This window comes from Streptomyces sp. NPDC055243, assembly GCF_044544025.1.
Lineage (GTDB): Bacteria > Actinomycetota > Actinomycetes > Streptomycetales > Streptomycetaceae > Streptomyces.
The window spans coordinates 596,989-620,818 of sequence record NZ_JBITWR010000004.1 but is presented as its reverse complement, the minus strand read 5'-3'; the positions used below and the strand labels follow the sequence as shown (position 1 = coordinate 620,818).

Sequence of the window (23,830 nt, the reverse complement as noted above, 5' to 3'; positions counted from 1 at the left end):
GTTAATCGCTCCTCAGAGCGGTCAGGCAGTAAGGGGGCTGTCCCCTCCCTGTCCTTCCGCAGCTTAGTCCCGCAAGCGGGGACCGCTCATTCCAACTGCCGACACCCGGCCGAGAACAAGAGGTGCCTCCTGACCCCGAACGCCGACAACTGCTCCAACCCGATGGTGCGAGACGATGTTCCCGCAGGCCAAGCACTTACCCTCACCTCAGCTACGCCGATGGCGAACGTGAGACGGCCTGGCGCGTGTGTCGCCCCTCCCCACTAGGGATGTCTTACCCGTAAGGACTGACACTCCATGCGGCGCGCGCCGGTTCCCTCCGCTACGGGCGAACACCCTTGCGCCGCCGAACACGTCCTTACGCCCTCTTTCCGGACACTCTGCGCGATCGCAGCGCCACGGTGCGTAACCCGGGGCCCCTCCGGCCGGTTGCTCCTGGCATGGCCATCACCGTTCCCCAGCCCCGTGTACCGGTCGAGCAGAGCGACCCGGTGCGGCAGTGGTACGAGAACGAACTCGGCTGGGCGACGGCCGAGCGCCGTCCCGGGCTGCCGGTACAGCTCCTGACGGGGCTCCGCTTCGACGTACTGCAGCTGCCCGCCGAGGCCGGTTTCGCCGCCCTGCGGCATCTCGGGCCGAAGGCTCCGGTGGCTCTGCGAGGGGAATCGATGCGGCTCTTCGTGGCCGCGGGGAGCGCCGACGAACTGCCGGGGCTCCTGGAGTGGCTGGAGTGGGGCGGCATCCCCCTGGACCTCACGGCCGTCGGGGCGGGCGGACGTATCGACGCGCCCACGCCTCCGGGGTGGTCCGGCTCGCAGGGGGCCGCCGTATGGCTGCGACCCCCAGAGCCCGGGTGTGAGGTGGAGCCGACGCTGCCGGCACTGCCGTCCCTGTACTGCGTGGGGGGTGGCACCGTGCCCCACAGCGACCCCGCCGTGGGCTCCGGTCTCGTACGACTTGTGGACACGGCGGCAACGCAGTGCCACCGGGTCCGGTTGCGACGAACCCGTCGTCAGCCGTTGGCCTTCTCGTAGGCCTCGCGAATGGACGCCGGGACGCGGCCGCGGTCGTTGACCTCGAAACCGTTGTCCTTCGCCCAGGCGCGGATGGCCGCGGTGTCCTGACCGCCGCTCGTGGCAGAGGCGCGGGCTTTGGCGCGCCCGGCCGACCCACGGCCACCGGTGCGACGACCACCCTTGAGGTACGGCTCAAGAAGACCGCGGAGCTTGTCCGCGTTCGACGTGGTGAGGTCGATCTCGTACGACTTGCCGTCCAGCGCAAACGTCACGGTCTCGTCTGCCTCGCCACCGTCGAGGTCATCGACAAGAAGGACCTGAACCTTCTGTGCCACCGGATTTCCTTTCATCGATAACTTAGGTCGGGATCGCACGGCGCGCGCCGCAGAATCGCCGCCCCCTGTTATATGCAGTACTGCAGTACGTCGGAAAGCAAACCGCTTTTGCTGGAAAAACACAAACCCCCGGGAGAGACCGAGCACCCCGAGAACCCAGGAAACGTGCGCGTTTCGGACATAGGGAACCGGGGCAGCAGGCAGCTCGGAATACCGGCGACGATCACAGATGCAGAAGCATCCGGCTGTTGCCCAAGGTGTTCGGTTTCACTCGTTCGAGGCCGAGGAACTCGGCGACACCCTCGTCTTTGGAACGCAGCAGCTCGCTGTAGACATCTCCGTCGACCGGTGTCTCACCGATCTCCACGAAGCCGTGCTTCGCGAAGAAGTCGACTTCGAAGGTGAGACAGAAAACCCGCCGGACACCGAGCCAGCGAGCGGTCTGCAGCAACTTGCCCAACACCTGATGACCCACTCCGGCGCCCTTGACATGTGGGTTCACCGCCAGAGTGCGCACTTCCGCGAGGTCTTCCCACATCACGTGCAGGGCGCCGCAGCCGACCACCTCGGCGTTGTCGTCGCGTTCCGCCACCCAGAACTCCTGGATGGACTCGTAAAGCGCGACCGTCGCTTTGTCGAGCAGGATCCCCTGACGTGCGTAGGAGTCGAGGAGGTTGCGTACGACCGGTACATCGGCTGTGCGCGCCCGGCGTACGGAGACTGCTTTAGCGCTGAGTTCAGGGGGTTCTGCTGGCATGAACCGGACGCTATCGCTCTGCTTCGGGCTCCGCCGCGCCGGGGCCTTCGGAGATCGGCGGTCGAGAGATGGGCGCTTCGGAGATGGGCGCTTGCGCGGCCGGGCCCACGATGCGCATCGCGTCACTGAGCGCTTCGCGCTGTTCCGCCGACATCATCCCGAAGAACGCGACGAGAGCGGCGGCGGGGTTGTCGCTCTGCGACCATGCTTCGTTCATGAGTGCGGCGGCGTAGGCGGCCCGAGTGGAGACCGCCTCATATCGATAGGCGCGGCCTTCCGCTTCACGGCGCACCCAGCCCTTCTGATGAAGATTGTCCAAAACGGTCATGACGGTGGTGTACGCGATGGACCGTTCCTGCTGAAGGTCTTCCAGGACTTCTCGAACGGTCACGGGGCGGTTCCACTTCCACACCCGTGTCATGACTGAGTCTTCGAGTTCTCCCAAGGGGCGAGGCACACCAGAACAATAGTGGGAGATGTCACTAATGACGTGACGGACGTGGCGGAGGCGCCATTTCCCCAACAAAAAGGGCGTACGACTCGGAATGTGAGCGAGTCGTACGCCAAGAGTGTGGCCAGGAGTGTGCGGGAGTGCACGGGCGGTGACCTCGGGTCACCGCCCGCAGGAGACCCTGGTCAGGCCTTGGGTGTCTGCCGGGCGCCTTCGGCGCGGGAGATCACGGCGTCCACGGCCGCGTCCTCCTTGGCCTTGTTGGCGCCGCCCTGGGTCTTCACGATCGTCACGATGAGACCGCCGAAGAACACGGCCATCACTACGGGGGGCAGGAGCGCGGAGACGTATTCCATGCCCCCAGAGTAGCTAGCCCGCGGCGAGCTGATGCGGCGGGTCCGCCGGGCGGCGCTTGGGGGGAAAGACCTCGGCCGGGGTCGGCACGGGGCGCGACGGCTCGGGCGCGGCCGGCTTCCCGGGCGGGGCACTGGGACTCTTGGGCTTGGGCTCCGCCCGTTCGCCTGCCTCGCTCCGGCCGCCCGGGAGGGCGAGCAGGCGCGTGCGCGAGGCGGGGACGAGGGGGCGGGGCGCCGGGACGGCCGTATGGGACCGGCCCGAGAGGCGGGCGCGTACGGCCTGTTCGGCGATGGTCCGGCAGCGGTCGAGGAGGGCGGCGGCAGCCGGGTTGCCGCGCAGGGCGCGCAGCGCGGCGAGGTCGTCGGCGCCCGGCTGGTAGCCGGAGCAGACGACGTCCTCCAGGAGCGCGAGGTAGCCGGCTGCGGTCCCGGGCAGGGCCGCCCGGTAGCGGGCGAGGTCGGCCAGCAGGAAGGCGCGGAGCCTGGCGCCCTCGCTGACCGCCTCGTCGACGGCGTCGGCGAGACGGAGACAGTCCTGGACGTCCTCGTCGGAGACGGGGCTTGGATGCAGGGCGAGGGCCAGAGCGCGGCGGAGCACACGCAGCTCCTCCGCACCGAAGGCCATGCCGCCGCGAGATCCGTATGGCGTGGGCATGGACCGACAATACGTGTGAAACGGACAAAATCCGCTTAACGCCAATGCGTGGCGTGGCTTCCGCTGGGCGTGGCTGCGCCCGCGCTCACTCCGAGCGGCGGCGGATCATCGCGAAGACGACCGCGCCGACCCCCAGGGCACCGGCCGCGCCTGCGGTGATCCAGGGGAGCACGCCCGCGCCGGTGTCGGCGATGGTGCCGGGGTCCTCGTCGGTACCGGACGTGCCGGACGTGTCAGATGGGCCGGACGTGTCTGATGGGCTTGATGTGCCTGACTTGTCTGACGTGTCTGACGGTGATGCCGTTGCCGTCTGGCCGCCGGCGGAGGTGCCGACGGAGGCGGCGGGGTCCTCGGCGGCGGCGCCGACCGCGCGGAAGTCCACGGCGTACGAAGTCGAGTGCGCCGCTCGGGCGCCGTCGAACCCGGTGGCCGCGCTCGCCGCCGTGGCCGGTCCGGCGAGACCGGCCAGCACCCCGGCCGCCACTGTCGCGGCCAGTCTTCCTCTACGCCCCATGTTCTCCACGCCCGCTCGGCCCCGCTCATGTCCCGTCCCCGCGCAGACTCTTGTATGGGGCGCGGGGTTGTGCGCGCAAGCCCCGCTTATGAGCCGCCGGTTATGAGCCGACAGTGTTCAACTCCGGGACACGTTCCGCTCATAGACCAGGCGCAGGCCGATGAGGGTCAGCCACGGCTCGTGCTCGTCGATGACCGAGGCCTCGCCGAGCACCATGGGCGCGAGGCCGCCGGTCGCGATGACCGTCACGTCGTCGGGATCGCCGCCGGGGCCAGCCAGTTCGCGGGCCATGCGCTGCACGACGCCGTCCACCTGGCCCGCGAAGCCGTACAGGATGCCCGACTGCATGGCCTCCACGGTGTTCTTGCCGATGACGCTGCGCGGCCGGGCCAGCTCGATCTTGCGCAGCTGGGCGCCCCGCACGCCGAGGGCCTCGACGGAGATCTCGATGCCGGGGGCGATGACGCCACCGGTGTACTCCCCGCGCGCGGAGACCGCGTCGAACGTGGTCGCCGTGCCGAAGTCGACGACGACGGCGGGGCCTCCGTAGAGCTCGACCGCCGCGACCGCGTTGATGATGCGGTCGGCGCCGACCTCCTTGGGGTTGTCCATGAGGATCGGTACGCCGGTCTTGATGCCGGGCTCCACGAGGACGGCGGGCACGTCTCCGTAGTAGCGGCGGGTGACCTCGCGCAGTTCGTGCAGGACGGAGGGGACCGTCGAGCAGATGGCGATGCCGTCGATCCCGTCGCCCAGCTCCTCGCCGAGCAGCGGGTGCATGCCCATCAACCCGTTGAGCAGCACGGCCAGTTCGTCGGCCGTGCGGCGGGCCTCGGTGGAGATCCGCCAGTGCTCGACGATCTCTTCGCCGTCGAAGAGGCCGAGGACGGTGTGGGTGTTTCCGACGTCGATGGTCAGCAGCATGTCGTCGTCACTCCGCCGCGCGCAGGTCGAGGCCGATGTCCAGGATCGGGGAGGAGTGGGTCAGGGCGCCCACCGCGAGGAAGTCGACGCCCGTCTCGGCGTACGCCCTGGCGTTCTCCAGGGTGAGGCGGCCGGAGGACTCCAGGATCGCGCGGCCGTCCACGAGGGCGACGGCCTCCTCGGTCTCGCCCGGCGTGAAGTTGTCCAGGAGGATCAGGTCGGCGCCCGCGTCCACGACCTCGCGCAGCTGGTGGAGGGTGTCGACCTCGACCTCCACGGCCAGGTCGGGGAAGGCCTCGCGCACGGCCTTGAAGGCCTGCTCCACGCCTCCGGCGGCCACCACGTGGTTGTCCTTCACCAGGGCCGCGTCGGAGAGCGACATGCGGTGGTTCACGCCGCCGCCCATGCGCACCGCGTACTTCTCCAGGGCGCGAAGCCCTGCCGTGGTCTTGCGGGTGTCGCGCACCTCGGCGCCCGTGCCCTCCAGCGCGTCGGCCCACGCGCGCGTGGCCGTCGCCACGCCGGAGAGGCGGCACAGGAGGTTGAGCGCGCTGCGCTCGGCGGTGAGCAGGTCGCGGGTGCGGGTGGTGACGCTGAGCAGCTTCGCGCCCGCCTCCACCCGCTCGCCGTCCTCGACGTGCCGCTCGACCTCGAAGGTGTCCGTGCAGACGAGGGAGATGACCGCCTCGGCGATGCGCAGACCGGCGACCGTGCCGGCCTCGCGCGCGGTGAAGTCGCCGGTGGCGACGGCCTCTTCGGGGATGGTGGCGACGGACGTGACGTCCACGCCGCCGGCCAGGTCCTCCTCGATCGCCATGTGCGCGATGTCCTCGACCTGTACGGGGTCGAGCCCCGCGTCGGTCAGGAGCTGCGCGAGAGCGGGGTCGAGGCCGCACTCCAGGGGGTCGTACGCGTCGTCTCCGCCGCAGCCGCAGGCATCGCCGCAGCCGCCGCCCGTGGGGGCGAGAGGGAGGTCGTCGGGGGTGCTCACGGTCACTTCTCCTGAAGGCTGGTCGTCGGGGGGAAGTCTGCGGTCTCGGTCGTGTGCGCGGCCAGGGTCCGGTCCGCGTTCAGGCGTACGACGATGTGGCGCCGCCAGGCCTCGTCGTCGCGGTCGGGGCGGTCCTCGCGCCAGTGGCAGCCGCGGGTCTCCTCGCGGCGCTGTGCGGCGGCGACCAGGACGCGGGCGACACACAGGAGGTTGGTGGTCTCCCAGGTGTCGACGCCGGGCTCGGCGGTCTTGCCGTCCTCGGCGAGCGCGCCCGCGGCCTCGGCGTGGATGCGGGCCAGGCGGGCCGCGGCCTCGGAGAGGGAGTCGGCGGACCTGAGCACTCCGGCGCCCTCGGTCATCACGCGCTGGATGGCGAAGCGGGCCTCGGGGGGCAGCAGGGGGTGCGCGGGGGTGTCGGGGTGGGCGACCGGTGCGGGCGCGGGCACCGGGACGGGCACGGCCGCGTACAGCGCGGGCAGGGCCAGCTCCGCGTGGCGTGCCGCGATGTCGGCGGCGATGCGCTCGGCGTAGACCAGGCCCTCCAGAAGGGAGTTGGAGGCGAGGCGGTTGGCGCCGTGCACGCCGGTGCAGGCGACCTCGCCGCAGGCGTACAGGCCCGGGACCGTGGTGCGGCCGTGCGGGTCGGTGCGGACGCCGCCGGAGGCGTAGTGCGCGGCCGGGGCGACGGGGATGGGCTCGGTCACCGGGTCGATGCCGTGGGCGCGGCAGGCGGCGAGGATCGTCGGGAAGCGGTGCTCCCACATCTCGGCGCCGAAGTGCCGTGCGTCCAAGTACATGTGCTCGGCGCCCTGTTCCAGCATGCGCCGCGTGATGCCCTTGGCGACGATGTCCCGGGGCGCGAGCTCCGCGAGCTCGTGCTGGCCGACCATGAAGCGCACGCCGTCCGCGTCCACGAGGTGGGCGCCCTCGCCGCGCACCGCCTCGGAGACCAGCGGCTGCTGGCCCTCCGCGTCGGCGCCCAGGAAGAGCACGGTGGGGTGGAACTGCACGAACTCCAGGTCGCTCACCTCGGCGCCCGCGCGCAGGGCGAGCGCGACGCCGTCGCCCGTGGACACGGACGGGTTCGTCGTCGCCGAGAAGACCTGGCCCATGCCGCCGGTGGCGAGGACGACCGCGGGGGCGTGCACCGCGCCCACGCCGTCGTGCTGGCCCTCTCCCATGACGTGCAGGGAGACACCTGCGGTGCGGCCGTCCGCGTCGGTCAGCAGGTCGAGTACGAGGGCGTTCTCCACGGTCGGTATGGACCGCGCGCGGACCGCTTCGACCAGGGCGCGGGAGATCTCCGCGCCGGTCGCGTCGCCGCCCGCGTGCGCGATGCGGCGGCGGTGGTGGCCGCCCTCGCGGGTCAGCTCGATGGCGCCTTCGGGGCCCGTGTCGAAGTGCGCGCCGGTCTCGATGAGGCGGCGCACGGCGTCGGGGCCCTCGGTGACCAGGGCGCGCACGGCCTCCTCGTCGCACAGGCCCGCGCCCGCCACGAGGGTGTCGTCCAGGTGCTGTTCGGGGGTGTCGCCCTCGCCGAGTGCCGCGGCGATGCCGCCCTGGGCCCAGCGCGTGGAGCCGTCGTCCAGGCGGGCCTTGGTGACCACGACGGTCCTCAGTCCGGCCGCCGAGCAGCGCAGGGCCGTGGTCAGTCCGGCCACTCCGGAGCCGACGACGACGACGTCGGCCTCCAGGGACCAGCCGGGCGCGGGGGCGTGCAGCCGTATTCCGGTGGCACTCATGCGGTGGCTCCGAACGTGAGCGGGATGTTGTCGATCAGCCGGGTCGCGCCGACCATGGCCGCCACGGCGAGGACGGCCTCACCGATGTGGCCCGGCTGTACGTCCGTGAAGTCGGCCGGGTCGACCAGCGCCAGGTAGTCCAGCTCCAGCGGGGGCGTGCGGCGGGCTGCCTCGTCCAGGACCTGCCGGGCGGCGGCGCGGACGGCCGCGGGGCCGCCGGGCACGGACGGCGTGACGGACTGGGCGAGCGCGTGGGTGTCGGCGGCGGCGCGCGACTCCCCCAGGGCGTTCAGGGCGTCGGCGCGCGCGTGCGTGACGGGGGCCAGCGCCGCGCGCGCGTGCAGGGCCTCCTGCGCCGCGTGCCGGTCGCGGCCCGCGAAGAGGGCCTGGGAGAGCGCGAGCGCGGTGCGCCGCTCGGCCGGGGAGAGATAGCGGTTGCGGCTGGAGAGGGCCAGGCCGTCGTCCTCGCGCACGGTCGGTACGCCGACGATCTCGACGCCGAAGTTCAGGTCCCGGACCATGCGGCGGATGAGGGCGAGCTGCTGGGCGTCCTTCTGGCCGTACAGCGCCACGTCCGGCCGGGTGAGGTGCAGGAGCTTGGCGACGACCGTGAGCATGCCGTCGAAGTGGCCGGGGCGCGTGGCTCCTTCGAGCAGTGCGCCCATGGGGCCCGCGCTGATCCGGACCTGCGGTTCGCCGCCCGGGTAGACCTCGTCGACGGACGGGGCGAACACGAAGTCCGCGCCCTGCTGTTCGGCGATCTTGATGTCCGCGTCCAGCGTGCGGGGATAGCGGTCGAGGTCCTCGCCCGCGCCGAACTGGAGGGGGTTCACGAAGACCGTGACCACGACCTCGCCCTCGGCGCCCGCGATGCGGCGTGCGGTGCGGATCAGGGTGGCGTGGCCCTCGTGCAGGGCGCCCATGGTCATGACGACGACGCGGCGGCCGGCACGCGTGCGCGTGCGCAGGGCTTCGGCGGTGTGCAGGAGGGTGGTCATCGGGTTCCTCCCCCGGCGTCGCCGGCCACTCCGCCGCCGTTGGCCAGGACTCCCAGGAGGTCCTCGGCGAGCTCGGGCTTGAGCAGTCCGTGGGCGAGCGCGCGGTCGGCGGTCGCGCGGGCCATCGCCAGATATCCGGCGACGGTCTGCGGCGCGTGCTTGCGCAGTTCGGCCACGTGCGCGGCGACCGTGCCCGCGTCCCCGCGCGCGACGGGTCCGGTGAGGGCGGCGTCGCCGGACCGCAGGGCGTTGTCCAGGGCGGCGCCGAGCAGCGGGCCGAGCATCCGGTCCGGGGCCTCCACGCCCGCGTCACGGAGCAGCTCCATGGACTCGGCGACCAGCGTGACCAGGTGGTTCGCGCCGAGTGCGAGCGCCGCGTGGTAGAGCGGCCTGGCCTCCTCGGCGATCCACTCGGGCTCGCCGCCCATCTCGATGACCAGCGCCTCCGCGGCGAGGCGCAGCTCGTCGGGAGCGGTCACGCCGAAGGAACAGCCCGCGAGACGCTGCACGTCTACGGGGGTGCCGGTGAACGTCATGGCGGGGTGCAGCGCGAGCGGCAGGGCTCCGGCGCGCAGCGCGGGCTCGAGGACCTTGGTGCCGTACCGCCCCGACGTGTGCACGAGGAGCTGGCCCGGGCGGATCGCCTCGGTCTCGACGAGGCCCTCGACGAGGCCCGGCAGGGCGTCGTCCGGCACGGTCAGGAGGACCAGGTCGGCGCGCTCGAGGACCTGGGCGGGCGTGACGAGGGGGACGTCGGGCAGCAGGACCGCCGCGCGTCGTACGGACGCGTCGGAGACCCCCGACGCGGCGACCGGGCGGTGCCCGGCGAGCTGGAGTGCCGCGGCGAGCGCGGGGCCGACACGGCCCGCTCCCACGACGCCCACCGTGAGCCTCGCGGGGCGGTCCCGCGGGTCTGGCTGATGAGGTGCGTTCACGCGATGACGCCTTCCCGTTCCAGTCCGCTCCGGGTACCGGACGATTTCTCGTCATGCTAACGCGATTGGTGCGCGCCGCGTCCTCGGCTGTCCACAGGCTGTGGGTATTGGTATGACCGGCCGCCCACCGGCACGGCATGCTCGGGGGATGACTTCACATGACGGAGCCGGAGCCCCCACCGAGGTGAGCGAGCAGGACCTGCGGGCCGCCCGCCGCCGGGCCGCCGCCCTCGGCGTCACCCGGACCCTGCACCGCTGGTCCGGGAACCTCCCGCTCAGCACGCGGCTCTCGGCCCTCGCGGACGCGGCGTCCGAGGTGGTGGACCCGGACGAGCCCATCGACATCTACGGCAACGCGGTCGTCGCCCGCCTGGAGGACGAGGTCGCGCGGCTGCTCGGCAAGGAGGACGCCGCCTTCTTCCCGAGCGGCACGATGGCCCAGCAGGTCGCCCTGCGCTGCTGGGCGGGCCGCACGGGCAACGCGACCGTGGCCCTGCACCCGAAGGCCCACCCGGAGGTCCACGAAGGGGGCGCCCTCGGTGCGGTGAGCGGACTGCGCACGGTGCATCCGACGCGGGAGCCTCGGCTGCCGACGGCCGATGAAGTGCGGGACTTCGAGGAGCCCTTCGGGACGCTGATGCTCGAACTGCCGCTCCGGGACGCCGGTTTCGTCCTGCCGTCCTGGGAGGAGCTCGAAGAGGTGGTGGAGGCGGCCCGCGAACGCGACGCCGTCGTGCACTTCGACGGCGCCCGCCTGTGGGAGTGCACCCCGCACTTCGGCCGCCCCCTCGCGGAGATCGCCGGGCTCGCGGACAGCGTGTACGTGTCGTTCTACAAGTCCCTGGACGGCCTGAGCGGCGCGGTGCTCGCGGGCCCGCGCACCCTGGTCGACGAGGCAAGGACCTGGCGGCACCGCTACGGCGGCCAGATCTTCCAGCAGTTCCCGGCCGCCGTCGCCGCCCTGCTGGGCCTGAAGAACACGCTCCCCCGGCTGCCGGACTACGTGGCCCACGCGCGCGTGGTCGCCGACGCGCTCAAGGAGGGGTTCGCGGCCGCCGGAGTGCCCTGGTCGCGGGTGCACCCCGAGCGGCCGCACACCCACCAGTTCCAGGTCTGGCTGCCGTACGACTCCGAGGACCTCACCGAGGCGGCGCTCGGGCAGGCCGAGGAGACCAAGACCCAGCTGTTCGGCCGCTGGTTCCCCGACGGGCCGCCCGGCCTCTCGGTCACGGAGGTCACCGTGACCGAGGCGGGCCTGGAGTGGACGTCCGACGACGTCAATGATGCGGTCGCGGAGTTCGTGCGGCGGATCCCCGGCTGAGGTGCCCGGCGCCGGCGATCCTGGCGAGCGCGGCACGGATGCGTCCGTGGGCGGGGCGCTCCTCGACGACGGCACGGAAGCGGCCGTAGTCGCGCACCTCGCGCATGACCTGCCAGTCCTGCTGCCCGGGAGCCAGCGGGGTGCGCTCGTCGTGCTGGGCGGCGCGGAAGCTGTCGAGAAGGTACTGCTGGGTGATACTCATGACGGGTTCGCCTCTCAAGACATAAGGGTACTTATCGGGCGCCCTTGGGTCGACGGAAAGCACGGAAGGCAGGGTCGGCGACAGGGGCGGGACGGTCCGGCCGCGGCACGGTGGTGCGGCCCGGTGGTCCGGGCCGTGCGGCCCGGTCACCACAGACTGCGCCCGCCGTCACTCCGTCGTCGCGTCGATTGACGCCGGGCGTCAATCGACGGCGGGGATGTCGGTGGCGCGGTGCACGATGGGTCCATGAGCGTGCACATCGAGATCGCGGGCCTGCCGCAGGAGCGGATCTTCTTCGACCCTTCGCCCCTGGCGGAGCTGGGCGTCGCCCTGCACGCGCTGGCCGAGCCCGGACACCATCCGGGACTGCACGGCTGGGCCACGGCGACCACCGCCTGCCTCAAGCCGGACCTCGCCGACCGGCTGTGCGAGGCCGACTTCCTGTGGCGGAACACGTTCTCGGACGTGTTCATGCCGTTCGCCGGGCTCGTCGACGGCGACGGCAGGCCGGGGGCGACGCTCACCGAGGAGCTGGACCTGCTCGACCGCCTGGACGACGAGCGGTTCGTCATGGCGGCCCTGGAGTTCACCTGCGGCACGACGTACAACGAAGGCGGTCCTTCGCCGCTCACCGACCCGGCCCGGGGCGCCCGCTCCCTGGAGCTCGCCGCCACGCGCGGCACCAGGCAACTGGACTTCGCCAAACGGCTGCTGGCCGACCCGCGGAGCGTGCGCGCCTGGCTGCGCCGCCTCCTGGAGGACTGCGACGAGGCGTTCTTCGCGGACACCTGGCGGCGGGTGCGCGTCCAACTGGCCGCCGACGCCCGGCACAAGACGGAGATACTGCGCCACAAGGGCCTGGCCGAGGTGCTCTCGTCGGTGTCGGCGGCGCTCTCGGTGGACCCGGACGGCCGCCGCATCACCGCGGACAAGCTGGTGCCGGGCGCCACGACGGCCCTGGACCACACCCTGGGCGCGGGGCTCACGTTCGTGCCCTCGCACTTCGCCTGGCCGCACCTGATGGTCCTGCACGCCCCGGGCTGGCGCCCGGTGATCCACTACCCCGTGTCCGCCCCGGACCTGGCCAGGCCCACCTCCGTGGAGACGCTGGAGCGGCGCCTCACGGCCCTGGCGCACCCGGTGCGCCTGCGGCTGTGCCGCGACATGGCCCGCGCGCCCTTCACCACCGGCGAGCTGGCCCACGCGACCGGGCTGACGGCGCCGGAGGTCTCCCGGCACCTCACGCTCCTGAAGAAGGCGGGCCTGGTCACCACGGCCCGGCGCGGCCGGTACGTGATGCACCAGCTGGACGTCACCGTGGTGGCCCGCCTGGGCAGCGACTTCCTGGAGGGCATCCTGCGCTGACGCCGTGGGGCCGATCGCCCCCGGGCTTAACGCCGCCGGGCCGACCACTCCCGGACCGAGCGCCCCCAGGCCGAGCCGTCAGGCCGAACCGCCCCCGGCCCGCACCAGACCCGTCTCGTACGCGAGGACCACCACCTGCACCCGGTCCCGCAGGCCGAGCTTGGTCAGGATGCGGCCCACATGGGTCTTCACCGTGGCCTCCGACAGGACGAGCCGCGCCGCGATCTCCCCGTTCGAGAGCCCCTGGGCGACCAGGATCATGACCTCGCGCTCGCGCTCCGTGAGCCGCTCCAGCTCCTTGTGCTTGGGCTGCCCGCCCGCGTTCGGCAGCATCGGCGCGAAGCGGTCGAGCAGCCGCCGCGTCGTGGACGGCGCGACCACGGCGTCACCGCTGTGCACGGAGCGGATCGCGGCGAGCAGCTCCCCCGGGGGCACGTCCTTCAGCATGAAGCCGGAGGCACCCGCCTTCAGCCCCGAGAAGGCGTACTCGTCGAGGTCGAAGGTCGTCAGGATCAGCACCTTCGGCGGGTTCTCGTCCTGGCAGATGCGCCGGGTCGTCTCCACGCCGTCCAGTTTCGGCATGCGTACGTCCATGAGCACCACGTCGACCTCGGTCGTCCGCAGCACCTGAAGGGCCTCGACCCCGTCGCCTGCCTCGGCGACGACGTCCATGTCCGGCTGTGCGGCGAGCACCATCCGGAACCCCGTGCGCAGCAGCGCCTGGTCGTCGACGAGCATGACGCGGATCGACATCAAAGGCCCCTTCGTGGATGTGCTCGCAAGCGATCAGCGCTGTACGGGCGAACGGATGTGGTCATGAGCGTAGGGCGTGGGCGGTTCGACGATTCGGTGACAGGTGTCAATTTGCGGGCTTCAGCGGGAGAAGCGCGCTGATGCGGAACCCGCCGCCCGGCCGCGGCCCCGCGTCCAGCGTGCCGCCGACCATGCCGACGCGCTCCCGCATGCCGATCAGGCCGTGCCCGCTGCCGTCGGCGCCGCCGTCCTCGTACAGCTCGTGCGGCGCGCCCTTGCCGTCGTCCTCGACGAGCAGCCCGAGGCCGTCGTCGAAGTAGACGAGGCGCACGCTCGCGCCGGTGTTCTCGCCGCCGTGCTTGCGGGTGTTGGTGAGCGCCTCCTGCACGATGCGGTACGCCGTGAGCTCGACGCCGCTGGGCAGTGGACGCGGGGTGCCCTCGACCTTGAAGTCGACCGGCAGGCCCGCCGTGCGCACCTGCTCGATGAGCTCGTCGAGCTGCTCCACATCGGGCTGCGGGACGTACTCACCGCTCTCCTGGTGCTCGCCGGTGCGCAGCACACCGAGCAGCCTGCGCATCTCGGCGAGCGCCTGGCGCCCGGTGCCCGAGATGGTCTCCAGGGCCTGCTTGGCCTGCTCGGGGGCCGTGTCGAGGACGTACGCGGCGCCGTCGGCCTGGACGACCATCACCGAGACGTTGTGCGCGACGACGTCGTGCAGCTCGCGGGCGATGCGCGCCCGCTCGGCCGCCACCGCGACCTTGGACTGCGCCGCCCGCTCCTTCTCCAGGCGGTCGGCGCGCTCCTCCAGCTGCGCGAAGTAGGCGCGGCGGGTGCGGATGGAGTCGCCGAGCACCCAGGCGAGGGCGAAGGGCACCATCTGGAAGATCGTGAAGAAGACGCTGCCGAAGACGCCTATGTTCTCCTCGGGCCAGCGCAGCGACGACAGCGGTGCCGCGCACAAGCCGCCGATGAGGGCGAACCGCGACGCCCATTTCGAGCCGTCGGCCGACGCGGTGTAGATGATCACCAGCATCGCGAAGTCGGCCGGCATCGTCTCGACGTCGAAGATCAGCTGGGCGACACCGAGCACCGCGGTGAGGACCAGCATCTTCTCGGTGTACTTGCGGCGCAGCGCCACCACGACGGACATGCCGAGGACGACGACGGCGGCCGCGACCTTCGGGTCCCGGCCTTCCACGTCGGCCATGGAGACCAGACCGATGCCGGAGATCCCGAGCAGGGCGAGGGCCCAGAAGCCATCGACCCCGGTCGGGTGTCTGCGAAGGAATTCATAGACGCGCTGCACGTAACCCAGCGTAGGCAGCGCCATGGCCCTCCGGGGTCAACCGGAGGTCCGATCCGTACCCCTCGCGTGTACTCCCCAAGGTGGAGGCCCGCTTAGCCTTCTCGCGTGACGAACGAGGTCCGAGGTGAGCGGCAGGACGTGCGGCGCGGCTGGCGGGAGGCCATGGAGGCCGCCCTGTACGGGCCCGAGGGCTTCTATCTGCGCCCCGAGGGACCCGCGGGGCACTTCCGTACGTCGGTGCACGCATCGCCGCTCTTCGCGGGCGCGGTGGCCCGGCTGCTGTGCCGCGTGGACGAGACACTCGACCACCCGGACGAGTTGGCCTTCGTCGATCTTGGAGCAGGGCGCGGGGAGTTGACCGCGGGCGTCCTCGCCGCGCTGCCCGCCGACGTGGCGCCACGCACGCGTGCCTATGCGGTCGAGCGGGCCGGGCGCCCGGCGGGACTCGACCCGCGCGTCGAGTGGCGCGACCGGCCGCCCGCCGGTGTCACCGGCCTGCTCTTCGCCAACGAGTGGCTGGACAACGTCCCCCTGGACGTCGTCGAGGTGGACCCCGACGGTCTGGTCCGGCACGTGCTCGTACGCGACGACGGCACCGAATCCCTCGGCGACCCGGTGGCGGGCGCGGACGCCTCCTGGCTCGCGCGCTGGTGGCCGCTCGCCCCGGAGCCGGGCCTGCGCGCGGAGATCGGCCGCCCCAGGGACGAGGCGTGGGCGACGGCCGCGGGAACGCTGACCCGCGGCCTCGCGGTCGCGGTCGACTACGCGCACGACCGCGCCGCACGGCCGCCCTTCGGCACCCTGACCGGCTTCCGCGCGGGCCGCGAGACGGCGCCCGTGCCGGACGGCACGTGCGACATCACGGCCCATGTGGCGCTCGACGCGTGCGCGCCGCCCGGCGCCTGCCTGCTCACCCAGCGCGCGGCCCTGCACGCCCTGGGGGTGCGCGGTGGCCGCCCGCCGCTGTCCCTGGCCTCCACGGACCCGACGGCGTACGTACGGGCCCTCACGCGGGCGGGAGAGGCGGCGGAGCTCACCGCGGCCGGCGGGCTCGGCGACTTCGGGTGGCTCGCCCAGCCGGTCGGCATCACCGGCCCGCTACTTGTCGATGTCGCCGACCACGAAGAACAGTGACCCCAGGATCGCCACCATGTCGGCGACCAGCTGTCCCGGCAGCAGTACGGCCAGCGCCTGGATGTTGTTGTACGACGCCGAGCGGAGCTTCAGGCGGTAGGGGGTCTTCTCGCCCTTGGAGACCAGGTAGTAGCCGTTGATGCCCAGGGGGTTCTCGGTCCACGCGTACGTGTGGCCCTCGGGAGCCTTGAGCACCTTCGGGAGGCGCTGGTTGATCGGGCCCTGCGGCAGCCCGGCGAGCCGCTCCAGGCAGGCGTCGGCGAGGTCGAGGGCGTTGTGGGTCTGCTCCAGGAGCACCTCGAAGCGGGCCAGGCAGTCGCCCTCCTGGCGCGTGACGACCTTCAGGGTGTCCTGGAGCTCCCCGTACGCGAGGTAGGGCTCGTCGCGGCGCAGGTCGAAGTCGACTCCGGAGGCGCGGGCGATGGGACCGCTCACTCCGTAGGCGTGCACCGCCTCCGGGGAGAGCACGCCGACGCCGCGCGTACGCCCCCGGAAGATCTCGTTGCCGAGCACGAGCTTGTCGTACACGTCCATGCGCGAGCGGACCGAGGCGACAGCCGCACGCGCGCGCGTGGCCCATCCGGCGGGCAGGTCCTCCTTGAGGCCGCCGACGCGGTTGAACATGTAGTGCATGCGGCCGCCGGAGATCTCCTCCATCACGTTCTGGAGCTCCTCGCGCTCACGGAACGCGTGGAACACCGGGGTGATTCCGCCCAGTTCGAGCGGATACGAGCCGAGGAACATCAGGTGGTTGAGCACGCGGTTCAGCTCGGCGAGCAGCGTGCGCATCCAGACGGCGCGCTCGGGCACCTCCATGCCGAGCATCCGCTCCACGGCGAGGACGACCCCGAGTTCGTTCGAGAACGCGGACAGCCAGTCGTGCCGGTTGGCGAGCACCACGATCTGCCGGTAGTCACGCGCCTCGAAGAGCTTCTCCGCGCCGCGGTGCATATAGCCGATGACCGGCTCGGCCTGCTGGATGCGCTCGCCGTCGAGGACGAGGCGCAGCCGCAGCACGCCGTGCGTGGACGGGTGCTGGGGGCCGATGTTGAGCACCATGTCGGTGCTCTCCGCGGCGCCGCCGATGCCGAGCGTGGTCTCCGTCGTGGGGCTCATGCGCGCATTCTCTCGTACGCGCGCTCCTACGCGACTGTCACGTCGGCTACGTAGGCTTGAGGCATGGAAACGGGGACGGCACAGCCGGCGGGGCCCGCACGGCCGGGGCAGGCAGAGGGCGAGCCGGTGTGGACCGGGCTGCCACGGGGGCTGCTGCGCATGCGGCGGCTGCTCCTCGTGGTGTGGCTCGTGCCGCTCGCGGCGGCCGCCGGGGTGCTCCTGTGGCTCTTCGCGGCGCCCGTGTGGGCGGCCTTCGCGGCCGTCCCGCTGGCCTTCGTGGCGTGGGGCTGGCCAATGCTGGGGCGCAACTGGCGCTCCTGGCGGTACGCGGAGCGGGCCGACGACCTCCTGATCAGCCGGGGCGTTCTCTGGCGCGAGGAAACGATCGTCCCGTACGGCCGGATGCAGCTCGTCGAGGTGACGTCGGGGCCCGTGGAGCGGCACTTCGGCCTGGCCAGCGTGCAGCTGCACACGGCCGCCGCCGCCACCGACGCCCGCATCCCCGGCCTCATCCCCGAGGAGGCCGAGCGGCTGCGCGACCGGCTCACCGAACTGGGCGAGGCCCGCTCGGCGGGGCTGTGAGCGGCGTACGCGAGGCGACGGGGCAGGAACACGCCCCGGGCGCCGACGACGTACGAGAGCGGCGCCTGCACCCCATCACGCCCCTGCGCCGCGCCTGGGCGCCGGTCGCGGTCCTGGTGGGCTTCGCGGTGCACGACCCGAGCGGCACGCAGCGGCGGGCCGCCGAGCTCCCGGTGACCCAACTACTCGCCGGGATCGCCGTCGTCCTCCTGGGCGGCGCCCTCTACGGCTTCATGAGCTGGTGGTTCACGCACTTCGCCGTCACCGACACCGAACTGCGCATCCGCACCGGCCTGGTCTTCCGGCGCACCGCTCACATCCGGCTCGACCGGCTCCAGGCCGTGGATGTGACGCAGCCGCTCGCCGCCCGCATCGTGGGCGTCGCCAAGCTCAAGCTGGATGTCGTCGGGACGGAGAAGAAGGACGAACTGGCCTATCTGGGCCAGGAGGAGGCTTCCGTCCTGCGGGCCGAACTCCTCGCGCGGGCGGCCGGTTTCGCCCCCGAGACGGCCCACGAGGTGGGTGAGGCACCGGTCAACAACCTGGTGCACGTACAGCCGCGGATGCTCGCGATCTCCCTGGTGCTGACCGGCACGACGTGGGGGATGCTCGTCGCCACGCTCATCGTGCCGCCCCTGCTGTGGTTCGCCACCCACAACCTGTGGACGGTCCTCGCGACCGGACTGCCCATGCTGGGCGGCGCGTTCGCGAGCAGTGTGGGGCGGTTCATCGGGGAGTACGACTGGAAGGTGGGCGAGTCGCCCGACGGCCTGCGCATCGACCACGGGCTGCTCGACAAGGCGCACGAGACGGTGCCTCCGGGGCGGGTGCAGACCGTGCGGGTCGTGGAGCCGTGGCTGTGGCGGCGGCGCGGCTGGGTGCGCGTGGAGCTGGACGTGGCGGGCTCGTCCAACTCCGTCCTGGTGCCGGTCGCGCCGCGGGAGGTCGCGGAGTCCGTGATCGCGCGCATCCTGCCGGGCGTGCGGGTGCCGGCCGCGGCCGAGCTGATCCGCCCTCCCGCACGCGCCGCGTGGTGCCTTCCGGTGTGGTGGAAGGGGTACGGCCTGACGGTGACGGACACGGTGTTCGCGGCGCGGCACGGGCTGTTGCGCCGCCGCCTGTCCCTCGTCCCGCACGCGAAGGTGCAGAGCGTGCGGCTGACGCAGGGGCCCTGGGAGCGGTTCAAGGGGGTGGCGGACGTGCAGGTCGACACGGGGGCGAACAAGACGGTGACGGCGCGGCTCCGTCCCGCCGACGAGGCGGCCGCGCTGCTGTCCGCGCAAGCGGAGAGGTCCCGCACGGGGCGCAGGACGGCGCGTCCGGACCGCTGGATGGCCTGACGGACCGGAAGTCCAGCCCGCCCGGCAGGTGAGGACGCGCTCGGCGGAGCCGGTGATGACGAGCCGGTGATGACGAGCCGGTGATACTGCCGAGCCTGTGATGACGAGCCGGTGATGACGGCAGCCAAGGCCCAGGGGCCCGCTTACGCCCGCAGCGCCGTCCGCAGCTCCGCCACGTCGATCTGCTCGGTCTCGTCGTGCGCCGTCAGGTCGATGACCTGGCCGACGGCACGGTCCGCGCCCTCGGGGGCCTGCTTGAACTCCGCCTCGGCCTCCGCCTTGTGCACGGCGAGTGCCTCCTCGCCCACGACGTCGGCGAGGTCCACGTTCTGCACGGACTCCAGCGCCCCGGCGGTCGCCTCGCTCTTCGTGCCGAAGAAGTCGAAGCCTCCCTGGGCGGACGGGCGGCGCCTCTGGGCGGGCGGCGCGACGGCGACCGCGCGCTCATGCCCGCCGTACCCCTCGGCCGCCCCGGGCTTCCCCCGCGCTTCGTCCTCGTCGGCGCGCTGCCGGGCAGCCCCACGGTCGGGCGTGGGCTTCGGTGCCAGCCGGTCGAGCGCCGCGTTCGCCCGGTCGTACAGCGAGGGAGGCGTGACGGCCCCCGGGTGCACGACGGGAGCGGGAGCCGGGGCCTCGGCGCGGGCGGGCGCCGGGGGCAGCGCCCGCGTCGGAGCGGACGCCTCTATGGCGAGCAGCCGCCGTCCCTCCAGCGCGCTGGCCCGCTCGGTCTCGGCCGTGGCGTAGCGGCGCAGCAGCGCCGCGTGTTCGTTCCGCAGGGCAGCCAGCTCGGCCCGCTTGGACCGCAGCTTCGTCTCCAGACGGCCGCGCAGCTCGCGGGACTCGTCGAGATCGGACTCGCACTCGGCTATTCGTTCCTCGTAGCGCCACTCGTCGCTCTTGCGGGCACGGCCCAGCTCGGCGACGCGTTTGCCGGCCGCCAGGTCCCACTGGCGCATGACGACCGAGCCCACGACGGCTGCCGCGGCAGCGGCGGCGGCGAGGCCGCGGAGCACGATGGGTTCCGCGAACAGCCAGGCGCCGCCGGCGCAGACAAGAGAGAGGCCTGCGACCGTCGAGGGAGGAAGCAGCCTGTGCAAGGGTGGGGAATGGCGGTGACGTCCACGTGGCATGGCCAGAAACTTACCGCGCGTAGGCGAACTATGGTGCCCCGCCCGCCAAAATGACAGCGCCATAGTGCTGACTCCCCACCCTTCCCGCTCCTCTTCGGCCACTCAACTCCAGTTTCGGCCGCGCTACTTCTTGATCAATCCCTTCGACTCCAGATACTCACGGGCGACATCGGCTTCCTTCTGCCGCTCCACATCGACCTTCCGGTCGAGTTCCGCGAGATCTTCCGTCGTCAGCGCCTTGGTGAGCTTCCCGAGCGCGTCGGCTATCTCCTTGTCGCCCGCATCCTTCGCGTTCACAACCGGAAGGATGTTGTCCGCGTTCTGGAGCTTCTTGTCGTCCTCGAGGGCCACCAGACCGAAGCCGTCGAGCGTCGCGTCGGTGGTCGTGGTCAGCACCACCTGGTCCGTGCCGTTCTTGACGGCCTGCTTGGACTGCGTGGTGCCGACGCCCTTGGGGTCGATTCCCGCGACGTCGATGCCGTACGTCTTCTCCAGTCCCGGAGCGCAGAACGGCCGCGACTCGCATTCGTCACTCGCGGCGATCTTGACCTTCTCGCCGGACTTCCCGAGATCCGAAAGCGTCTTGAGCTTGTGCTTCTTCGCGTATTCCTTGGTCACCGCGAACGCGTTCTGGTCGACCGCCTCACCGGCCGGAAGCACCTTCAGGCCGCGCGGTTCGGCGAGCTTCTTCAGCGCGGTCACCGTGGCGTCCACGTCATTCGAGGCGACCGGCTTCGCCTTCGGGCCGTTCTTGCCGAGGTTCAGGAACTCCGCGAGCGTCGCCGCGTATTCGGGGGCGACATCGATCGCGCCCTTCTTCAGCTCGGGTTCGTAGACCTCGCGGTTCTGGACGGTCTTGACCTCGGCGTCGTATCCGGCGTCCTCCAGGACGCCCACATAGAGCTCGGCGAGCACCTTCTGCTCGGTGAACCGGGCCGACCCGACCACGAGCTTGCCCTTGCCGCCCGCCTTGTCCCCGTCGCCCTTGCCGTCCTTCTCCAGGCTGTCCCCGCCGCACGCGGTGAGCCCCGCGGTCAGCGCCACGACGGCCACGGCCGCCCCTGCCATCCGTCGCGCGCGACGCGTTGTGCTGTTCATCGGTGAACCACCATTTCGAAAATTCTGGGAGCCGAAGACCCTGGGAGCCAAAGACTCCGGGAACCACTGGAAACTGCCGTCGGAGGTCACTGCGCGACCCCCGAGCGCCCACGCATGGGATTGAAGACCTTCCCCACCACGACGAGCACCACCTCCACGAAGAGCGCGAGCAGCGCCACGAGGAGCGCCCCCGCCACCACCTGGGGCGTGTTCTGCAGGTTGAACCCGGCCGTGATGATCCGGCCGAGGCCCCCCTCGCCCGCCATCGCGGCCAGCGTCGCCGTGGCGACGACCTGCACGCCGGCGGACCGGACACCGGTCATGACCAGGGGGTACGCGAGGGGCAGCTCGACCCGCGCGAACAGCTGGCCGCCGCTCATGCCCATCCCGCGCGCGGCCTCCACCACCGACCGGTCGACCTCGCGCATCCCGATGTACGCGTTGGTCAGCAGCGGCGGCACCGCGAACAGGACGAGCGCGATCAGGGTCGGTATGTCCCCGTGTTCGCCGAGCGGGGTGAGCGTGAGCAGCACGAGCACCGCGAGGGTCGGCACCGCGCGGCCGACGTTCGAGATGTTCACCGCGAGGGCGCCGCCCTTGCCGATGTGCCCGAGGTACAGGGCGATCGGCAGCGCGATCAGGCACGCGGCGGCGAGGCACACACCGCTGAAGTACAGGTGCTCGGCGAGACGGTGCCACACCCCCTTCTCGCCCTGCCAGTTGGCACCCGTGGTCAGCCAGTCGTACGCGCCGGTTATCGCGTTCATGCAGGTTCAGCCACCTTGGCCGTGCGCTCCGCGGGGGCGGAACGCTTCGTACGTATGCGATGGACGCGTGTCCAGGGCGTGAGCCACCGCTGGAGCGCGAGGAGGAGCAGGTCGGCGACGAGGGCGAGCAGCACGCAGAGCGCGGAGGCGGTGAGCACCTGCGCCTTGAAGGTCGTGTCGAGGCCGTCGAGGATCAGCGATCCGAGGCCTCCGTAGTCGACGATCGCCCCTACGGTCGTCAGCGCCACCGTCGAGACCGTCGTGATGCGGACACCGGCGAGCAGGGCGGGCAGCGCGAGCGGCAGTTCGACTTCCCACAGCAGCCGCAGCGGGCCGTACCCCATGCCCCTGGCGGCGTCCCGCGCCTCCTCCGGCACGGCCTGGAGCCCCGCCAGGATGTTCCGCACGAGGATCGTCAGGGAGTACAGCACGAGGCCCGTGACGACCAGCGAGGCCGAGAGCCCGAAGAAGGGCAGCAGGAGCGAGAACATCGCGAGCGAGGGCACGGTGTAGAGCACGGTCGTCACGCCGAGGATCGGGCCCGCGAGGAAGCGCCAGCGCCGCGCGAGCAGCGCGAGCGGCAGCGAGACGGCGACGCCGATGGCGACCGAGGCCGCGGTGATGCCCACGTGCTGCACGGTGGCGTCGATCAACTCCTGGCTGCGGGAGCTCACGTACTCCCCGCAGATCCAGTCGTTCGTCACCAGACAGTTCTGCTCGCTCATCCCGCCCCACTCCCCCCGCGTCCCGTTTCCTGAGGCCGTCTGGCGACCCTAACGCGGAGCACCGACAATCGCCGAGACTCGTCGTACTGGCGCAACATGGGCTTTACACAACGCCCGCAACAATGGGGAATCATGATCCGGTTCGAGCACGTCACCAAGCGGTACGAGGACGGCACCACGGCCGTCGACGACCTGTCCTTCGAGGTCGCCGAGGGCGAACTGGTCACGCTCGTCGGCCCGTCGGGCTGTGGAAAGACGACGACGATGAAGATGGTGAACCGTCTCATCGAGCCGACCGAGGGCCGGATATACGTCGAAGGTGACGACATATCCACCATCGATCCGGTCCAACTCCGGCGCCGGATCGGCTATGTCATCCAGCAGGTCGGCCTGTTCCCGCACAAAACGGTCCTGGAGAACACCGCGACCGTCCCGCACCTGCTCGGCGTGAAGCGCGGCAAGGCCCGCGAGCGCGCCGCCGAACTCCTCGACCTGGTCGGCCTCGACCCCGCCACGTACGGCGACCGCTACCCCGAGCAGCTCTCCGGGGGCCAGCGCCAGCGGGTGGGCGTGGCCCGCGCGCTGGCGGCCGATCCGCCCGTGCTCCTGATGGACGAGCCGTTCGGCGCCGTCGACCCCGTGGTGCGCGAGCACCTGCAGAACGAGTTCCTCCGCCTCCAGCAGGCCGTCCGCAAGACCGTCCTCTTCGTCACGCACGACATCGAGGAGGCCGTCCGCCTGGGCGATCGCATGGCCGTCTACGGAGAGGGCCGCATCGAGCAGTTCGACACCCCCTCGACGATCCTGGGCGCACCGGCCAACGACTACGTGGCGGACTTCGTCGGCGCGGACCGCGGCCTCAAGCGCCTCTCCGTGACGCCCATCGAGGAGGGCGACCTGGAGCAGCCGCCCGTCCTGCACCTGGACGACCCGCTGCCCGCGCGGCTGGACGCCCGCTGGGCCGTCGTCCTGGACGGCGAGAACAACCTGCACGGCTGGATCTCCGCCGAGCACGCGCACGGCGGCAAGGGGACGGTCCGGGACCACGCGCGCCGCATGGAGGCGTGGCTCCCGGTGGGCGCCACCCTGAAGCAGGCGTTCGCCACGATGCTCCAGCACGACGCGGGCTGGATCGCGGTCATCGACAAGGACAGCGAGGGCCGCTTCCTGGGCGTCCTCACCCCGGCCCGGCTGCACGAGGCGCTGCGCAGGTCGACGGCGGCGGACGCCCGCGACATCGCGCGCGGGGAGGTCGAGTTGGAGACGATCACGGCCATCGGCGGGAGCTGAGGACCCGGCTTGGGGAACCGGAGC

Annotated in this window: 26 protein-coding genes; 7 read left to right on the top strand and 19 right to left on the bottom strand. The window is 71.8% G+C overall.

What is annotated here, in order from left to right; all coding sequences use genetic code 11:
* Positions 1 to 440 precede the first annotated feature (440 nt).
* Entirely contained in the window at positions 441 to 1,034 is a 594-nt protein-coding gene (locus tag ACIGXX_RS15705) for an SCO3374 family protein (protein WP_351171834.1), read from the top strand.
* On the opposite strand, the gene ACIGXX_RS15700 is transcribed toward ACIGXX_RS15705, so the two are convergent.
* The 11 genes from ACIGXX_RS15700 to ACIGXX_RS15650 all read right to left on the bottom strand — a co-directional run bounded on the left by ACIGXX_RS15700 (position 1,013) and on the right by ACIGXX_RS15650 (position 9,674).
* Complete coding sequence (locus ACIGXX_RS15700; protein ID WP_351171837.1) at positions 1,013 to 1,351, bottom strand: Lsr2 family protein; 339 nt, start codon at positions 1,349 to 1,351, stop codon at positions 1,013 to 1,015. The genes ACIGXX_RS15705 and ACIGXX_RS15700 overlap by 22 nt on opposite strands.
* A 223-nt stretch (positions 1,352 to 1,574) precedes the next feature.
* Positions 1,575 to 2,108 (bottom strand): amino-acid N-acetyltransferase, encoded by a 534-nt coding sequence (locus ACIGXX_RS15695; protein ID WP_351171840.1) that lies wholly within the window; start codon positions 2,106 to 2,108, stop codon positions 1,575 to 1,577.
* 10 nt (positions 2,109 to 2,118) lie between these two features.
* Complete coding sequence (locus tag ACIGXX_RS15690) at positions 2,119 to 2,565, bottom strand: BlaI/MecI/CopY family transcriptional regulator (RefSeq protein WP_351171843.1); 447 nt, start codon at positions 2,563 to 2,565, stop codon at positions 2,119 to 2,121.
* Between the two features lie 179 nt (positions 2,566 to 2,744).
* Complete coding sequence (locus ACIGXX_RS15685) at positions 2,745 to 2,915, bottom strand: hypothetical protein (protein ID WP_202121271.1); 171 nt, start codon at positions 2,913 to 2,915, stop codon at positions 2,745 to 2,747.
* A 13-nt stretch (positions 2,916 to 2,928) separates the two neighbouring features.
* Entirely contained in the window at positions 2,929 to 3,540 is a 612-nt protein-coding gene (locus ACIGXX_RS15680; RefSeq protein WP_351171991.1) for a hypothetical protein, read from the bottom strand.
* Between the two features lie 115 nt (positions 3,541 to 3,655).
* Positions 3,656 to 4,084, bottom strand: a complete 429-nt coding sequence (locus ACIGXX_RS15675) for a hypothetical protein (protein WP_399975936.1) — start codon at positions 4,082 to 4,084, stop codon at positions 3,656 to 3,658.
* Positions 4,085 to 4,201: 117 nt separating this feature from the next.
* Positions 4,202 to 5,008: a type III pantothenate kinase gene (locus ACIGXX_RS15670; RefSeq protein ID WP_351171849.1), complete on the bottom strand. Its 807-nt coding sequence runs from the start codon at positions 5,006 to 5,008 to the stop codon at positions 4,202 to 4,204.
* A 7-nt stretch (positions 5,009 to 5,015) separates the two neighbouring features.
* A complete protein-coding gene (nadC, locus tag ACIGXX_RS15665; RefSeq protein WP_361471756.1) occupies positions 5,016 to 5,999 on the bottom strand; it encodes a carboxylating nicotinate-nucleotide diphosphorylase in 984 nt (327 codons plus the stop codon).
* Positions 6,000 to 6,001: 2 nt separating this feature from the next.
* Complete coding sequence (locus ACIGXX_RS15660; RefSeq protein ID WP_351171854.1) at positions 6,002 to 7,741, bottom strand: L-aspartate oxidase; 1,740 nt, start codon at positions 7,739 to 7,741, stop codon at positions 6,002 to 6,004.
* Complete coding sequence (panC, locus tag ACIGXX_RS15655) at positions 7,738 to 8,739, bottom strand: pantoate--beta-alanine ligase (RefSeq protein WP_399975931.1); 1,002 nt, start codon at positions 8,737 to 8,739, stop codon at positions 7,738 to 7,740. Before panC ends, ACIGXX_RS15660 begins: the two co-directional genes overlap by 4 nt.
* Positions 8,736 to 9,674 (bottom strand): DUF2520 domain-containing protein, encoded by a 939-nt coding sequence (locus tag ACIGXX_RS15650; RefSeq protein ID WP_361471748.1) that lies wholly within the window; start codon positions 9,672 to 9,674, stop codon positions 8,736 to 8,738. Before ACIGXX_RS15650 ends, panC begins: the two co-directional genes overlap by 4 nt.
* A gap of 148 nt (positions 9,675 to 9,822) precedes the next feature.
* Between ACIGXX_RS15650 and ACIGXX_RS15645 the strand changes: the two genes are divergently transcribed.
* Positions 9,823 to 10,995, top strand: a complete 1,173-nt coding sequence (locus tag ACIGXX_RS15645) for a beta-eliminating lyase-related protein (RefSeq protein ID WP_351171863.1) — start codon at positions 9,823 to 9,825, stop codon at positions 10,993 to 10,995.
* On the opposite strand, the gene ACIGXX_RS15640 is transcribed toward ACIGXX_RS15645, so the two are convergent.
* On the bottom strand, positions 10,952 to 11,197 hold the full coding sequence (locus tag ACIGXX_RS15640) for a hypothetical protein (protein WP_399975927.1): 246 nt from the start codon (positions 11,195 to 11,197) through the stop codon (positions 10,952 to 10,954). The two genes, ACIGXX_RS15645 and ACIGXX_RS15640, sit on opposite strands and share 44 nt — an antisense overlap.
* 252 nt (positions 11,198 to 11,449) lie before the next feature.
* On the opposite strand from ACIGXX_RS15640, the gene ACIGXX_RS15635 reads away from it, so the two are divergent.
* On the top strand, positions 11,450 to 12,562 hold the full coding sequence (locus tag ACIGXX_RS15635; RefSeq protein WP_351171994.1) for a DUF5937 family protein: 1,113 nt from the start codon (positions 11,450 to 11,452) through the stop codon (positions 12,560 to 12,562).
* Between the two features lie 78 nt (positions 12,563 to 12,640).
* Here ACIGXX_RS15635 and ACIGXX_RS15630 read toward each other — a convergent pair whose 3' ends face one another.
* Positions 12,641 to 13,315: a response regulator transcription factor gene (locus ACIGXX_RS15630; RefSeq protein WP_351171869.1), complete on the bottom strand. Its 675-nt coding sequence runs from the start codon at positions 13,313 to 13,315 to the stop codon at positions 12,641 to 12,643.
* A gap of 106 nt (positions 13,316 to 13,421) precedes the next feature.
* Positions 13,422 to 14,624 (bottom strand): sensor histidine kinase, encoded by a 1,203-nt coding sequence (locus tag ACIGXX_RS15625; protein ID WP_351171997.1) that lies wholly within the window; start codon positions 14,622 to 14,624, stop codon positions 13,422 to 13,424.
* Between the two features lie 162 nt (positions 14,625 to 14,786).
* Between ACIGXX_RS15625 and ACIGXX_RS15620 the strand changes: the two genes are divergently transcribed.
* Positions 14,787 to 15,758, top strand: coding sequence for an SAM-dependent methyltransferase (locus ACIGXX_RS15620; protein ID WP_399976011.1), 972 nt, complete (start codon positions 14,787 to 14,789; stop codon positions 15,756 to 15,758).
* Here the strand turns inward: ACIGXX_RS15620 and ACIGXX_RS15615 are convergent.
* Positions 15,723 to 16,874, bottom strand: coding sequence for an NADH-quinone oxidoreductase subunit D (locus tag ACIGXX_RS15615; protein WP_351171872.1), 1,152 nt, complete (start codon positions 16,872 to 16,874; stop codon positions 15,723 to 15,725). The two genes, ACIGXX_RS15620 and ACIGXX_RS15615, sit on opposite strands and share 36 nt — an antisense overlap.
* A gap of 63 nt (positions 16,875 to 16,937) precedes the next feature.
* On the opposite strand from ACIGXX_RS15615, the gene ACIGXX_RS15610 reads away from it, so the two are divergent.
* Together ACIGXX_RS15610 and ACIGXX_RS15605 are read left to right on the top strand one after the other, a co-directional pair.
* Complete coding sequence (locus tag ACIGXX_RS15610) at positions 16,938 to 17,456, top strand: PH domain-containing protein (RefSeq protein WP_361467621.1); 519 nt, start codon at positions 16,938 to 16,940, stop codon at positions 17,454 to 17,456.
* A complete protein-coding gene (locus tag ACIGXX_RS15605; protein ID WP_351171878.1) occupies positions 17,453 to 18,796 on the top strand; it encodes a PH domain-containing protein in 1,344 nt (447 codons plus the stop codon). The genes ACIGXX_RS15610 and ACIGXX_RS15605 overlap by 4 nt, the downstream gene beginning before the upstream one ends.
* 143 nt (positions 18,797 to 18,939) lie before the next feature.
* Here ACIGXX_RS15605 and ACIGXX_RS15600 read toward each other — a convergent pair whose 3' ends face one another.
* From ACIGXX_RS15600 to ACIGXX_RS15585, 4 genes are all read right to left on the bottom strand, one after another.
* Positions 18,940 to 19,926, bottom strand: a complete 987-nt coding sequence (locus ACIGXX_RS15600; RefSeq protein WP_351171881.1) for a hypothetical protein — start codon at positions 19,924 to 19,926, stop codon at positions 18,940 to 18,942.
* 123 nt (positions 19,927 to 20,049) lie between these two features.
* On the bottom strand, positions 20,050 to 21,024 hold the full coding sequence (locus tag ACIGXX_RS15595) for an ABC transporter substrate-binding protein (protein WP_351171883.1): 975 nt from the start codon (positions 21,022 to 21,024) through the stop codon (positions 20,050 to 20,052).
* Positions 21,025 to 21,110: 86 nt separating this feature from the next.
* A complete protein-coding gene (locus ACIGXX_RS15590) occupies positions 21,111 to 21,791 on the bottom strand; it encodes an ABC transporter permease (protein ID WP_399975920.1) in 681 nt (226 codons plus the stop codon).
* Positions 21,788 to 22,516 carry an ABC transporter permease gene (locus ACIGXX_RS15585; protein WP_351171889.1) on the bottom strand — a complete coding sequence of 243 codons (729 nt, stop codon included), beginning with the start codon at positions 22,514 to 22,516 and terminating at the stop codon, positions 21,788 to 21,790. The genes ACIGXX_RS15590 and ACIGXX_RS15585 overlap by 4 nt, the downstream gene beginning before the upstream one ends.
* Before the next feature lie 132 nt (positions 22,517 to 22,648).
* On the opposite strand from ACIGXX_RS15585, the gene ACIGXX_RS15580 reads away from it, so the two are divergent.
* A complete protein-coding gene (locus ACIGXX_RS15580) occupies positions 22,649 to 23,806 on the top strand; it encodes a betaine/proline/choline family ABC transporter ATP-binding protein (protein ID WP_351171892.1) in 1,158 nt (385 codons plus the stop codon).
* The last annotated feature ends 24 nt before the right edge of the window (positions 23,807 to 23,830 follow it).

Bases quoted from the DNA above. Each gene is read 5' to 3' on its own strand.
- ACIGXX_RS15705 (WP_351171834.1), top strand. From the start codon at position 441: ATGGCCATCACCGTTCCCCAGCCCCGTGTACCGGTCGAGCAGAGCGAC.
- ACIGXX_RS15695 (WP_351171840.1), bottom strand. From the start codon at position 2,108: ATGCCAGCAGAACCCCCTGAACTCAGCGCTAAAGCAGTCTCCGTACGC.
- ACIGXX_RS15685 (WP_202121271.1), bottom strand. From the start codon at position 2,915: ATGGAATACGTCTCCGCGCTCCTGCCCCCCGTAGTGATGGCCGTGTTC.
- ACIGXX_RS15680 (WP_351171991.1), bottom strand. From the start codon at position 3,540: ATGGCCTTCGGTGCGGAGGAGCTGCGTGTGCTCCGCCGCGCTCTGGCC.
- ACIGXX_RS15675 (WP_399975936.1), bottom strand. From the start codon at position 4,084: ATGGGGCGTAGAGGAAGACTGGCCGCGACAGTGGCGGCCGGGGTGCTG.
- ACIGXX_RS15670 (WP_351171849.1), bottom strand. From the start codon at position 5,008: ATGCTGCTGACCATCGACGTCGGAAACACCCACACCGTCCTCGGCCTC.
- ACIGXX_RS15660 (WP_351171854.1), bottom strand. From the start codon at position 7,741: ATGAGTGCCACCGGAATACGGCTGCACGCCCCCGCGCCCGGCTGGTCC.
- panC (WP_399975931.1), bottom strand. From the start codon at position 8,739: ATGACCACCCTCCTGCACACCGCCGAAGCCCTGCGCACGCGCACGCGT.
- ACIGXX_RS15645 (WP_351171863.1), top strand. From the start codon at position 9,823: ATGACTTCACATGACGGAGCCGGAGCCCCCACCGAGGTGAGCGAGCAG.
- ACIGXX_RS15640 (WP_399975927.1), bottom strand. From the start codon at position 11,197: ATGAGTATCACCCAGCAGTACCTTCTCGACAGCTTCCGCGCCGCCCAG.
- ACIGXX_RS15630 (WP_351171869.1), bottom strand. From the start codon at position 13,315: ATGTCGATCCGCGTCATGCTCGTCGACGACCAGGCGCTGCTGCGCACG.
- ACIGXX_RS15620 (WP_399976011.1), top strand. From the start codon at position 14,787: ATGGAGGCCGCCCTGTACGGGCCCGAGGGCTTCTATCTGCGCCCCGAG.
- ACIGXX_RS15615 (WP_351171872.1), bottom strand. From the start codon at position 16,874: ATGAGCCCCACGACGGAGACCACGCTCGGCATCGGCGGCGCCGCGGAG.
- ACIGXX_RS15610 (WP_361467621.1), top strand. From the start codon at position 16,938: ATGGAAACGGGGACGGCACAGCCGGCGGGGCCCGCACGGCCGGGGCAG.
- ACIGXX_RS15600 (WP_351171881.1), bottom strand. From the start codon at position 19,926: ATGCCACGTGGACGTCACCGCCATTCCCCACCCTTGCACAGGCTGCTT.
- ACIGXX_RS15595 (WP_351171883.1), bottom strand. From the start codon at position 21,024: ATGAACAGCACAACGCGTCGCGCGCGACGGATGGCAGGGGCGGCCGTG.
- ACIGXX_RS15590 (WP_399975920.1), bottom strand. From the start codon at position 21,791: ATGAACGCGATAACCGGCGCGTACGACTGGCTGACCACGGGTGCCAAC.
- ACIGXX_RS15585 (WP_351171889.1), bottom strand. From the start codon at position 22,516: ATGAGCGAGCAGAACTGTCTGGTGACGAACGACTGGATCTGCGGGGAG.
- ACIGXX_RS15580 (WP_351171892.1), top strand. From the start codon at position 22,649: ATGATCCGGTTCGAGCACGTCACCAAGCGGTACGAGGACGGCACCACG.